The sequence below is a fragment of the Bacillus sp. V59.32b genome (assembly GCF_003429085.1).
Classification (GTDB): domain Bacteria; phylum Bacillota; class Bacilli; order Bacillales; family DSM-1321; genus Peribacillus.
Genome location: NZ_QVTC01000068.1, coordinates 23,094 through 35,793, shown reverse-complemented (window position 1 = coordinate 35,793; position 12,700 = coordinate 23,094). Strand labels below are relative to the sequence as shown.

General features: G+C 42.5%; 10 protein-coding genes. 9 read left to right on the top strand and 1 reads right to left on the bottom strand.

What is annotated here, in order from left to right:
- Positions 1 to 199 precede the first annotated feature (199 nt).
- Positions 200 to 466: a 30S ribosomal protein S20 gene (rpsT, locus tag D0463_RS15345; RefSeq protein WP_117308255.1), complete on the bottom strand. Its 267-nt coding sequence runs from the start codon at positions 464 to 466 to the stop codon at positions 200 to 202.
- A 271-nt stretch (positions 467 to 737) separates the two neighbouring features.
- Between rpsT and gpr the strand changes: the two genes are divergently transcribed.
- From gpr to dnaJ, 9 genes are all read left to right on the top strand, one after another.
- Complete coding sequence (gene gpr / locus D0463_RS15340; RefSeq protein ID WP_117308254.1) at positions 738 to 1,856, top strand: GPR endopeptidase; 1,119 nt, start codon at positions 738 to 740, stop codon at positions 1,854 to 1,856.
- Between the two features lie 79 nt (positions 1,857 to 1,935).
- Entirely contained in the window at positions 1,936 to 3,135 is a 1,200-nt protein-coding gene (spoIIP, locus tag D0463_RS15335; RefSeq protein WP_117308253.1) for a stage II sporulation protein P, read from the top strand.
- Positions 3,136 to 3,153: 18 nt separating this feature from the next.
- Positions 3,154 to 3,489 (top strand): YqxA family protein, encoded by a 336-nt coding sequence (locus tag D0463_RS15330; protein ID WP_117308252.1) that lies wholly within the window; start codon positions 3,154 to 3,156, stop codon positions 3,487 to 3,489.
- Positions 3,490 to 4,119: 630 nt separating this feature from the next.
- Positions 4,120 to 5,955: a translation elongation factor 4 gene (gene lepA, locus D0463_RS15325; RefSeq protein WP_117308251.1), complete on the top strand. Its 1,836-nt coding sequence runs from the start codon at positions 4,120 to 4,122 to the stop codon at positions 5,953 to 5,955.
- A gap of 80 nt (positions 5,956 to 6,035) precedes the next feature.
- Positions 6,036 to 7,175, top strand: coding sequence for a radical SAM family heme chaperone HemW (hemW, locus tag D0463_RS15320; protein WP_117308250.1), 1,140 nt, complete (start codon positions 6,036 to 6,038; stop codon positions 7,173 to 7,175).
- Positions 7,176 to 7,260: 85 nt separating this feature from the next.
- Positions 7,261 to 8,292, top strand: a complete 1,032-nt coding sequence (gene hrcA / locus D0463_RS15315; RefSeq protein WP_117308249.1) for a heat-inducible transcriptional repressor HrcA — start codon at positions 7,261 to 7,263, stop codon at positions 8,290 to 8,292.
- A gap of 67 nt (positions 8,293 to 8,359) precedes the next feature.
- The gene (gene grpE / locus D0463_RS15310) at positions 8,360 to 8,905 is read left to right on the top strand and encodes a nucleotide exchange factor GrpE (protein WP_301950652.1); all 546 of its coding nucleotides are present in this window, start codon (positions 8,360 to 8,362) and stop codon (positions 8,903 to 8,905) included.
- A gap of 36 nt (positions 8,906 to 8,941) precedes the next feature.
- Positions 8,942 to 10,768: a molecular chaperone DnaK gene (dnaK, locus tag D0463_RS15305; RefSeq protein ID WP_117308247.1), complete on the top strand. Its 1,827-nt coding sequence runs from the start codon at positions 8,942 to 8,944 to the stop codon at positions 10,766 to 10,768.
- A gap of 803 nt (positions 10,769 to 11,571) precedes the next feature.
- Positions 11,572 to 12,696 (top strand): molecular chaperone DnaJ, encoded by a 1,125-nt coding sequence (dnaJ, locus tag D0463_RS15300; RefSeq protein ID WP_117308246.1) that lies wholly within the window; start codon positions 11,572 to 11,574, stop codon positions 12,694 to 12,696.
- The last annotated feature ends 4 nt before the right edge of the window (positions 12,697 to 12,700 follow it).

The window sequence follows — 12,700 nt, the reverse complement described above, 5'->3', positions numbered from 1 at the left end:
TCTTGCCAGCCCGTTTTTCCGCAGGAGTCTCGCAGATTCCCTTCCCAAAACAACATTATCGTTTAACAGAGCCAAAATGTTAGTAATACAGAGGATTTGGAAAATATTAAAAGGGCTTCGGAAATGTTCCCGAAGCTCTTTTTGCAGATGTTTTCACCGCATAAAAAAAACGACCCGATAGCGGATCGTTCATCATTCATTATGCGTTTAATGAATTTAGTCTTTTCGTTAAACGAGATTTTTTACGGGCTGCCGCATTTTTGTGGATTAATCCTTTAGATGCAGCCTTGTCTAACTTTTTAGATGCTGTTAAAAGAGCTTCTTTAGCAGCTTCAACTTCATTGTTTGCTAATGCAACTTCAACGTTTTTCACAGAAGTACGCATTGTAGATTTCACAGTTGCGTTATGAGCACGTGACTCGTCGCTTGTTTTCACACGTTTAATAGCAGATTTAATGTTTGGCATTCCGTTCACCTCCTACACAAGAAATCGAGACTATATGAACTCGACTTTTCAAATCGATACTTAAATAGCACAAGTGATATTTTATCAGACTGTGCCTTTTATTGCAATATCGGAATTGAAAAGGAATGATTGTATTCAACAAAAATTTATCCCGGTAAGCGATATTGTATCACAACGGCGAATATTAAAAAAGAAAAATAGTCAGAATGATATAAAGGATTTTGGAAAATACTAGAATGAATATGATTGATTTGCAAATTAGGAGGCCGCTATGAAAAGTAACCTTGATTTAAGCAATTATTCTGTCCGTACCGATTTGGCTATAGAAGCCAGAGAAATGAGACTTAATCAAAAAGGTGTTGCCGATGAAAAAAATGTCTCTCAAATCCAGGGCGTTATTATAAAAGAAAAAGAAGTGGACGACTTAAAGATTTCCCTCGTTGAGGTTACCGCAGAAGGTGAAAAAGAGCTAGGGAAGAAACAGGGCAGCTACCTGACGATAGAAGTCCAGGGAATCCGGGAGTCTGATACAGAGCTGCAAAAGAAAGTAGAGAAAGTATTCGCTGAGGAACTGGCTCTTTTTTTAAAGCGTATGAATATACCAAGGGACAGCAGTTGTCTCGTAGTGGGGCTCGGGAACTGGAATGTCACACCTGATGCAATCGGGCCAGCGGTAGTAGAAAATCTGGTCATTACGAGACATTTATTTAAACTGCAGCCTGAATCAGTGCAGGAAGGGTTTCGTCCGGTCAGCGGATTTGCGCCGGGCGTTATGGGCATTACCGGAATCGAGACCAGTGATGTCATCCTGGGTGTTATTGAAAAAAGCAAACCAGATTTCGTGATTGCGATTGATGCACTAGCGGCTCGGTCGATTGAGAGAGTCAACTCTACTATTCAGGTTACTGATTCTGGAATTCATCCGGGCTCGGGGGTAGGAAACAAACGAAAAGAGCTGAGCAAGGAAACGCTCGGGATACCAGTCATTGCGGTCGGGGTTCCGACAGTGGTCGATGCGGTATCGATTACAAGTGACACGATTGATTTTATCCTGAAGCATTTTGGGAATGAACTACGGGAAGGTGACAGGCCTTCACGATCACTTGTCCCGGCCGGATTCAGCTTTGGAAAGAAGAAAAAACTGACGGAAGAAGACTTGCCCGGTGAAGAACACCGCCAGACTTTTCTCGGAATAGTAGGAACGTTATCGGAGGAGGAAAAACGAGGCTTGATTTCGGAAGTTCTTTCGCCACTGGGGCATAACCTGATGGTGACACCAAAGGAAGTGGACGTGTTTATCGAAGATATGGCTAACTTGCTCGCAAACGGCTTAAACGCGGCGCTTCATCATTCGATTAATCAGGATAACACAGGCTACTATACGAGGTAACCTATCCTGAAATTCCTGTTCTACTCTTTCTATCAAAGTCATACGTATTAGTAGACAAGCGTTTAGAAAGGGTGGAAGGATGAAGAGAAACCGCAACGCAGGAATAATCGCAGTAGTCAATGGTTCAGTGATTGTGAAGGGTTTTCTATTGATTCTCGCATCGCTACTTTTATTTTTTTCCTTGAGTGGAATATTAACGTCGCTGAGACCCGAATATAGAATCTCTTCACAATCGGTTCATACGGTTACCAACCAGTTTTCGGGAAAGCTGTTATATACATTGCTAGCTAATGAAAACCATCATTTTTTTCAGGTGGTGCCTGAAGGGAAAACCTCCACTGGGTTTACTCGGCAAATATTAAAGATGTCAGCCAATATCTCATTAGATGACCCGCGGAGCCTTCTTGGCAGGGAACTGCCGGGGTTCTCTATTTTCGACAGTGAAATAATCGTCGCGGGTGAAGGCACGAATTATACGAATATGCCGATAGAATCAGCGCCGCCCGATCATTTGTTACAAGAGGAAAAAGACGCGGCCTTGCAAAACGTTGAAAAGCTGGAAGAGTCTGAACAGCAGGACGGAGAATCTCCAGCGGTGACAACAAATGGCAGAAAGGTCGTCCATATTTATCATACACATAACCGGGAGTCTTTTTTGCCGTATTTAAAAGGTGTGAAAAACCCTAATCATGCTCAGCATTCGAAAATTAACGTTACCAAGCTCGGAGAACGAATGTCGCAGGATCTTTTGGATAAGGGCATTGGCTCATCGGTTGATCAAAGTGATATCATGGCTAGATTAACTGAAAAAGGATTAAAATATCCTAGGTCATATCAGGAATCAAGAGGGTTAGTCGAAGCTGTTATGGCTACGAATAAGGATCTGGAATACTTTATTGATATTCACCGGGATTCAAGACGAAAAAAAGATACGACCATTTCGATAAAAGGAAAGAGTTATGCAAAAATTGCGTTCGTCATTGGTGGCAAAAATCCTAATTCCGAAAAGAATCTCGTGCTTGCCAATAAACTGCACAAGACACTACAAAAAGAATATCCAGGACTGTCAAGGGGGATTATTCAACATAATCAATCCGGATATAACAGCGTCTATAATCAGGATTTATCCGAAAATGCGATGCTGCTCGAGATAGGTGGAGTCGATAACACATTTGAAGAAATGTACTTGACCACTGCCGCTTTTGCAGATGTCTTTAGCGAATTTTATTGGGATGCCGAGGAAGTAACTGGTTCTTCAGAAAAGAAGAAAGCACAATGATGAAAGGAGTACCTCATAATGGTTCGATTTTCACTTAAATGCGCAGGACTTGTGCTCATTTTGTTTTTTGGGATTTTGGTTGGGATGCAGCATGCGAATCAAGGTATGAAGAACATGAAAGGCTATGATGACCCGGCCATGAGCAGTGCCTTTACCGTAAAGGAATCGAATCAAGGGGACATGGAAGCCGCGATTCTCGGCCAAAAGGTAACGAGCCATGATTTAGAGAAAAAGAAAGAGAAGCTCGAAGAAATGAAGGCATTCAACTTTTTCTCCTCCATCGGTAAAAAGCTGTCAGAAGTTATTTCAGCGGGGTTTCAAGCGTTAGTTCAGAAGCTTACTTCGTTGATATGATTGTTTTGCAGTAAACTGGGATGTTTCCGAAGTTTTGGAGATGTCACCGTAATCAGAGATAACTCTAAATCGAGATATACTCTAAAATGGGATATGCCCGGAATTTAAGATATATGCCCGAAATGTGAGATATGACCGAAACTTGAATATCACCGAAATACAGGATATGCCCGGAATGTGAGATATATGCCCTAAATCTGAGATATATGACTGGAATTTTAGATATATGCTCGAAAACTTAGGATATATGCCCGGAATTTGAGATATATGCTCGAAATGTGAGATATATGCTCGAAATGTGAGATATGACCGAAACTTGAATTTCACCGAAATGGGGATATGCCCGGAATCTGAGATATATCATCGAAATCTGAAATATATCACCAAAATCTGGGGTATATCAACGAAATTAGAGATATCACCGAAATTCGAAATATATCACCGGAATCTGAGATATATCACCGAAATCTAGAATTTATCACCGAACCTCAAGATATCACCGAAATCCAAAATATTCACGGATATCTCCATTTTCAGGAAGCAAGCATCCGATGCTTGCTTTTTCTTATGATTGAATCTTGCGTATCGTACTGCTATAATCAGAAATAGTGCATTGTAGGAGTGAACGTTATGAATAGAGAAGAAAAAATAAAGAGGCAATCAAAAATTCGTAACTTTTCCATTATCGCTCACATTGACCATGGAAAGTCCACTCTGGCCGATCGTATTTTAGAAAAGACGAACGCCCTGGCTCAACGTGAGATGAAGAGCCAGCTGTTGGATTCTATGGATCTTGAGCGCGAACGTGGTATTACGATTAAATTAAATGCGGTTCAATTGAAATATAATGCGAAGGATGGGGAGGAGTATACGTTCCACCTCATTGATACACCGGGACACGTGGATTTCACTTACGAGGTATCCCGAAGCCTGGCTGCCTGTGAAGGTGCGATTCTGGTCGTTGATGCGGCCCAGGGAATCGAAGCCCAAACGCTTGCAAACGTGTATCTTGCTCTCGATAATAATCTGGAGATTCTTCCGATCATTAACAAAATAGATTTACCGAGCGCAGATCCTGAGCGGGTCCGCGCTGAAATTGAAGATGTGATTGGTCTTGATGCATCTGAAGCCGTACTGGCATCTGCGAAAGCGGGAATCGGGATAGAAGAGATTCTTGAACAGGTCGTCGAACTTGTTCCACCGCCTGAAGGGGATCCGGATGCTCCATTAAAAGCGCTTATTTTTGATTCGTTTTATGATGCGTATCGTGGGGTTGTTGCGTATATCCGTATTATGGAAGGTTCTGTGAAGCCGGGAGATAAAATCAAGATGATGGCTACCGGAAAGGAATTTGAAGTCATTGAAGTTGGTGTGCATACACCAAAAGAAATGAGCGTTGATGAACTCACTGTCGGTGATGTAGGATTTTTGACAGCCGCCATTAAAAACGTCGGAGATACTCGCGTTGGTGATACGATCACAAACGCCAAGGGCGGGGCTGTAGAAGCGCTGCCGGGTTATCGGAAACTCAACCCAATGGTATACTGCGGTTTGTATCCCATTGATTCTTCCAAATTTAACGATTTGCGTGAAGCGCTCGAAAAGCTGGAGCTCAATGATTCAGCCCTTCAATTTGAACCGGAATCATCCCAGGCACTTGGTTTCGGCTTCCGCTGCGGTTTCCTTGGTCTGCTTCATATGGAAATTATCCAGGAACGGATCGAGCGGGAGTTCAATATCGATTTGATCACGACTGCACCGAGCGTTATCTATGATGTCATCATGACGGATGGAACTCAGCTGAAGGTCGATAATCCGTCTAATATGCCGGAACAGCAAAAAATAGATCGAGTTGAAGAACCATACGTAAAGGCGACGATGATGGCGCCTAACGACTACGTCGGCTCAATCATGGAGCTTTGCCAGGATAAACGTGGAATCTTCATCGATATGCAGTATATGGATGAAACGAGGGTCAGCATTGTTTATGAAATCCCGCTATCGGAAATTGTCTATGATTTCTTTGACCAGTTGAAGTCGAATACAAAGGGATATGCCTCCTTTGACTATGAGCTGATTGGCTACAAGCCTTCCAAGCTTGTTAAAATGGATATCCTCCTTAATGCTGAAACCGTGGATGCTTTAAGCTTTATTGTTCATAATGACTTTGCTTATGAACGCGGAAAAGTAATTGTTGAGAAGCTTAAGAAATTAATCCCAAGGCAGCAATTCGAAGTGCCGATTCAGGCGGCAATTGGGCAAAAAATCGTCGCCCGTTCCACAATCAGCGCAATGCGTAAGAACGTGCTTGCCAAATGTTACGGCGGAGATATTTCCCGTAAACGGAAGCTTCTTGAAAAGCAAAAAGAAGGTAAGAAACGCATGAAGCAGGTTGGTTCTGTAGAAGTGCCTCAGGAAGCCTTCATGGCTGTTTTGAAAATGGACGATACAACACCGAAAAAATAAATGCGACAGGGAGGTTAGAATTATCGTTATCCGATAACTAGCCTCTTTTTCTGTCTGCTAACGATAAGGTTGTGTGATAAATGATACAAAGTGCGTACATCCATATCCCGTTTTGTGAGCATATTTGCCACTATTGCGATTTTAATAAAGTATTTTTGCAAGGACAGCCCGTTGATCAGTATTTGACGATGATGAAAAAAGAAATGCAGCTGTCGCTTGGAAAATATCCTCAGCAGGCGCTGAAAACGATTTTTGTCGGAGGCGGAACACCGACCTCATTGAATGAGCAGCAGTTGGACTTTCTTTGTCAATCGATAAGCGAAACCTTGCCATTTAGCAAGTCTACTGAATATACCTTTGAAGCGAATCCGGGAGATCTGTCAGAAGAGAAACTCTCGATACTGTACAACGCGGGAGTAAACCGATTGAGCTTCGGAGTCCAGAGTTTTAACGATGAGCTGTTGAAGAGAATCGGAAGAACCCACCGGGCAGCCGATGTATATGAAACCATTGAAAAAGCACAAAAAATCGGCTTTACGAACATTAGTATTGATTTGATTTACGGTCTCCCGGGCCAAACAATGGCTGATTTTACGGAGACGATTGACAAGGCGCTCGAATTGGATTTGCCGCATTATTCGGGGTATTCCTTAATCGTCGAACCGAAAACCGTTTTTTATAATCTGATGCAAAGAGGGAAATTGCAATTGCCGCCACAAGAACTTGAAGCTAGCATGTACGAAACGTTAATGGAGCGGATGGAGAGCGGCGGATGGCACCAATATGAAATCTCTAATTTTGCAAAAACCGGCTTTGAAAGTCGGCATAACTTGACCTATTGGAACAATGAGGAATATTTCGGCTTTGGTGCTGGTGCCCACGGCTATGTTTCGGAAAGAAGAGTCGCCAATCATGGTCCGTTAAAAAAATATATGACACCTCTTATCGAAGGGGATTTGCCTCTTCTCGAAGAACACTTGGTCCCGAAGGCAGAAAAAATGGAGGAGGAAATGTTCCTTGGTTTAAGGAAAACCGATGGGGTGTCTTTTTCTGCATTCGAAAAGAAGTTTTCTGTTGAAATGAAGGAGATTTTTGCGAAACCACTCGAAGAGCAACAGAAAAATGGATTAATTGAAATGATAGATGGTTCTGTTCGTCTTACGAAGCGGGGCCGGTTGCTCGGAAACGAAGTGTTTCAATCCTTTTTAGGAATAATCTAAACCGTTGACATCACTGGCGTCATTTGATAATTTATTAATAGTATTAGCACTCGCTTAAATAGAGTGCTAACAGAGGTGATGAAATATGTTGAGTGAACGGCAGTTGTTAATACTTCAGGTCATTATCGATGAGTTTATTAAAGATGCCCAGCCTGTTGGATCAAGAAGTCTGTCGAAAAAGGATGAAATCACTTTTAGCTCGGCAACCATTCGCAATGAAATGTCAGATCTTGAAGAGCTTGGGTTCATTGTCAAGACCCATACATCTTCCGGCCGAGTTCCTTCAGAAAAGGGATATAGATATTATGTGGACCATTTGCTGTCACCGCAACGATTAAAGTTTTATGATATGCAGATGTTAAAATCCGTATTTGCGGAACGCATCTACGAACTTGAGAAAATAGTCCAGAAATCAGCGAAAATTCTTTCTGAATTAACGAACTATACAGCGATTGCTCTTGGGCCAAAAGTCAATGACAATAAACTCAGGAAAATCCAAATCGTTCCGATAAGCAAGGAAGCAGCGATCGCAATCATTGTTACAGATAGCGGGCATGTTGAAAATAAAATGTTTTCATTGCCGCCTTCTTTTGATGTGAATGAACTTGAAAAGATGGCGAATATTTTGAATGAACGCCTTGCCGGTGTCCCACTGGTGGAACTGAAGGACAAGATATATAAAGAAGTAATTGTGCTCCTGCGACAGCATGTTCAAAATTATGACGCAATCGTCGCTTCGTTTTCTGATACGTTGAATATCTCGATGCATGAGAAATTGTTCTTTGGCGGAAAGACGAATATGTTGAGCCAACCTGAATTCCATGATATTGATAAAGTGAAAACACTGTTATCAATGATTGATCAGGAAGAGGGTATATATGATTTGATCAAGCACAATCCTGCCGGAATCCATGTTAAAATCGGCCGTGAAAATAATAATACCGCTCTTGAAGACTGCAGTCTGATAACGGCAACATATTCCGTTGGCTCAGAGCAGGTTGGCACGATTGCGGTTCTTGGGCCTACCAGGATGGAGTATTCCCGAGTGATCAGCCTGTTGGAATACTTTACAAACGATCTAACGGAGTTACTTACAAAGCTGTATCAAAAACAGTAGCAAAGGCAATATTGTTAGGTGTATTTCTTTATTTGATGAGCGCTTTTCTTTTAGGGAGGTGATAGTAGTGACAGAAGATAAGAAGACAGAAGACTTAGTTGGAAGTGACATCGAAGCGGAGGCGATTTTTGCCGAGGACGATGCACCTGAAGCGGAATCCTTAGAATCAAAAATTAAAGAACTTGAAGCGAAAATTGAAGAAATGGATAACCGATACCTTCGATTACAGGCAGATTTTGATAATTCTAGACGCCGTTCCAATATGGAAATGGAGGCGGCGCGAAAATATAGATCTCAAAGCTTGGCAACAGACTTATTACAGGCTCTGGATAATTTCGAGAGAGCGATTCAAGTCGAGGCTGACAATGAGCAAACCAAATCGTTGCTTCAAGGAATGGATATGGTTTATAAAGGATTAGTAGATGCATTGAAAAAAGAAGGCATTGAAGCGATTGAAGCTGTTGGGAAAGAGTTCGATCCACATTTACACCAGGCGGTTATGCAGGTACAGGACGAGAGTTTTGGTTCCAATATCGTCGTTGAAGAGTTCCAAAAAGGATATATGCTTCACGACCGTGTCATCCGTCCTGCAATGGTGAAAGTGAACGAATAGTTTCCTACATAAAATATATTGGAGGTAAGGAATTAGATGAGTAAGATTATCGGTATTGACTTAGGTACAACTAACTCTTGTGTAGCTGTATTAGAAGGCGGAGAGCCAAAAGTAATTCCAAATCCGGAAGGAAACCGCACCACTCCTTCTGTCGTTGCGTTCAAGAATGGCGAAAGACAAGTTGGGGAAGTTGCCAAGCGTCAGGCCATCACAAATCCAAATACGATCATCTCAATCAAACGTCATATGGGTACAAACCATAAAGAAACGATTGAAGGTAAAGATTATTCTCCACAAGAAGTTTCTGCTATCATTCTTCAGTATTTAAAATCGTATGCTGAGGAGTACCTTGGCGAAGAAGTGACAAAAGCAGTTATCACTGTACCGGCATATTTTAATGATGCTGAACGTCAGGCAACTAAGGATGCTGGCCAAATCGCTGGTTTAGAAGTAGAGCGTATCATTAACGAACCGACGGCTGCAGCACTTGCTTACGGATTGGATAAAACCGATGAAGACCAGACTATTCTTGTATTCGACCTTGGCGGCGGAACATTCGACGTTTCCATCATGGAGCTTGGCGACGGGGTATTCGAAGTAAAAGCTACCGCGGGCGATAACAAGCTTGGCGGTGACGATTTTGACCAGGTCATCATTGATTATCTCGTTGCTGAATTTAAGAAAGAAAACGGCATTGATCTTGCAAAAGACAAAATGGCCTTGCAGCGTTTGAAAGATGCCGCTGAAAAAGCGAAAAAAGATCTTTCCGGTGTAACATCCACTCAGATTTCATTACCGTTCATCACTGCTGGTGATGCAGGTCCATTGCACATGGACATTACTTTATCAAGAGCGAAATTCGATGAAATTTCTGCAGGATTGGTAGAACGTACAATGGGGCCAACTCGCCAGGCGCTAAAAGATGCCGGCATCTCACCTTCCGAAATCGATAAAGTTATCCTTGTCGGTGGTTCAACTCGTATTCCTGCCGTTCAGGAAGCGATCCGCAAAGAAACTGGAAAAGAGCCGCATAAAGGCGTAAATCCTGATGAAGTAGTTGCGATGGGTGCTTCCATCCAGGGTGGAGTGTTAACTGGAGACGTTAAAGACGTAGTCCTTCTTGACGTTACACCTCTATCATTAGGAATTGAAACAATGGGTCATGTTTTCACAAAGCTAATTGATCGCAACACAACAATACCTACAAGCAAATCCCAGGTATTCTCTACCGCGGCTGATAACCAGACAGCGGTTGATATTCATGTGCTTCAAGGGGAACGCCCGATGGCTGCGGATAACAAAACACTTGGCCGCTTCCAGTTGAGCGACATTCCGCCAGCTCCGCGCGGTGTCCCACAAGTTGAAGTAACCTTTGATATCGACAAAAACGGTATCGTAAATGTTCGGGCTAAAGATCTTGGCACAAACAAAGAGCAGACAATTACCATCAAATCTTCATCAGGCCTTTCGGATGACGAGATCGACCGCATGGTTCGTGAAGCGGAAGAAAATGCCGAAGCCGACAAGGCGCGTAAAGAAGAAGTGGAACTTCGCAACGAAGCAGATCAGCTAGTCTTTACAACTGAAAAGACTTTGAAGGATCTTGAAGGCAAAGTCGATGAAGCCGAAGTAACGAAAGCCAATGAAGCGAAGGATGCGCTGAAAACGGCAATCGAATCAAATGATATTAATGAGATTCGCGAAAAGAAAGACGCGCTTAACGAAATCGTTCAAAACCTGACTGTTAAGCTGTATGAAGAAGCTGCCAAAGCTCAAGCTGGCGGCGAGACTGGCCAGGATAATAACGATGACAATGTCGTTGATGCTGAATATACTGAAGTAAATGATGATGATAAGAAATAAAGTTCAGCTGTTTTAGGAAAAGTCAAAGTCAGGAATTCTTGGCTTTGGCTTTTTTCTTTAAGTTTATACTGACACCAAACGGTGATCCGCGTGGTAAGAGTTTTGCTTGAGAAGTTTTAGCGGGAATTTTGATTTTTAGTGTGATTTGCGTGTGGAATTTGTGCTTGATTGTCCGGATTTCTGCTCGATGATCGGAATTTGTGCTTGATGATCAGGATTTGTGCTCGATAATCAGGATTTGTGCTCGATGATCGGAATTTGTGCTCGATGATTGGTATTTGTGCTCGATAATCAGAATTTGTGCTCGATGATCAGGATTTTCTGCTCGATGATCGGAATTTGTGCTCGATAACAGGATTTGTGCTCGATGATCGGAATTTATGCTCGATGCTCAGGATTTTCTGCTCGGTGCTCAGAATTTGTGCTCGATAATCAGGATTTGTGCTCGATGATCGGAATTTGTGCTCGATGATCAGGATTTGTGCTCGATGATTGGTATTTGTGCCGATGATGAGGATTTGTGCTCGATAATCAGGATTTACTAGCGATAACTAAAATTTACGAGCGATGAACAGAAATTACGAGCGATGATCAAAAATTACGAGCGATGATCAAAAATTTCTGCAGTGGGAATTATCCCTGTTTTTAGAAAAAATCCGATTTCGCAGTGAATTGGATTTTTCATCACTGAAAATAAGGTTTGTATAGTTAATACAATTCGACGCACCATTATTTATTGCGTTTTAACTTTAAAAAATGATAGAATTATCTTTATGTGAAAAGGATCGGGAGTGGAGTTAACAATGAGTAAACGCGATTATTATGAAGTGCTAGGCGTGTCAAAAAGCGCTTCAAAAGACGAAGTGAAAAAAGCGTATCGCAAGCTTTCTAAACAGTATCATCCTGACATCAACAAGGAAGCTAATGCAGATGAAAAATTCAAAGAAATAAGTGAAGCCTATGAAGTATTAAGCGATGATCAAAAGAAAGCCCATTATGATCAGTTTGGCCATACCGATCCGAATCAAGGATTTGGCGGCGGCCAGGATTTCGGCGGGTTTGGAGGCTTTGAGGATATCTTCAGTACGTTCTTTGGCGGAGGCGGCGGAAGAAGAAGGGATCCAAATGCCCCTCGTCAGGGTTCGGATTTGCAATATACGATGTCTGTTTCTTTTGAGGAAGCATTCTCTGGAAAACAGACTGAAATTGAAATACCGCGAGAAGAGAACTGTGATACTTGTAAAGGAACAGGCGCTAAGCCGGGTACGAAAGTAAACACATGCTCACATTGTCACGGAACCGGACAGTTGAGCGTGGAACAGAATACTCCGCTTGGACGCATTGTTAACAGAAGGCCGTGTCATCATTGTCAAGGGACAGGGAAAATCATCCCTGAAAAATGTTCAACTTGCCGCGGAACCGGAAAAGTTAAAAAACGCAAAAAAATTCAAGTCACTGTACCGGCTGGAATCGATGATGGCCAACAACTGCGGGTATCCGGGCAAGGGGAAGCGGGTATCAACGGCGGACCGTCAGGGGATTTATATGTAGTATTCCATGTTCGTCCACATGAGTTCTTCGAACGAGATGGAGATGACATATACTGTGAAATGCCACTTACGTTTGTTCAGTCAGCTCTTGGGGATGAGATTGAAGTACCGACGCTCCATGGCAAAGTCAAACTGAAGATCCCGGCAGGCACTCAGACAGGAACAAGATTTCGTCTGAAAGGAAAAGGTATGCCGAATGTAAGAGGCTATGGACAGGGAGATCAGCATGTCGTCATTCTATTGCTGACGCCAAAGAAACTGACGGAAAGACAAAAAGAGCTGCTTCGGGAATTTACGGAAATAAGCGGTCAAGAAGCTCCCGATGAGCATGAAGAAAGCTTCTTCGCTAAAGTAAAACGGGCTATTAAAGGTGATTAAGAGA

Bases quoted from the DNA above. Each gene is read 5' to 3' on its own strand.
- rpsT (WP_117308255.1), bottom strand. From the start codon at position 466: ATGCCAAACATTAAATCTGCTATTAAACGTGTGAAAACAAGCGACGAG.
- gpr (WP_117308254.1), top strand. From the start codon at position 738: ATGAAAAGTAACCTTGATTTAAGCAATTATTCTGTCCGTACCGATTTG.
- spoIIP (WP_117308253.1), top strand. From the start codon at position 1,936: ATGAAGAGAAACCGCAACGCAGGAATAATCGCAGTAGTCAATGGTTCA.
- D0463_RS15330 (WP_117308252.1), top strand. From the start codon at position 3,154: ATGGTTCGATTTTCACTTAAATGCGCAGGACTTGTGCTCATTTTGTTT.
- lepA (WP_117308251.1), top strand. From the start codon at position 4,120: ATGAATAGAGAAGAAAAAATAAAGAGGCAATCAAAAATTCGTAACTTT.
- hemW (WP_117308250.1), top strand. From the start codon at position 6,036: ATGATACAAAGTGCGTACATCCATATCCCGTTTTGTGAGCATATTTGC.
- hrcA (WP_117308249.1), top strand. From the start codon at position 7,261: ATGTTGAGTGAACGGCAGTTGTTAATACTTCAGGTCATTATCGATGAG.
- dnaK (WP_117308247.1), top strand. From the start codon at position 8,942: ATGAGTAAGATTATCGGTATTGACTTAGGTACAACTAACTCTTGTGTA.
- dnaJ (WP_117308246.1), top strand. From the start codon at position 11,572: ATGAGTAAACGCGATTATTATGAAGTGCTAGGCGTGTCAAAAAGCGCT.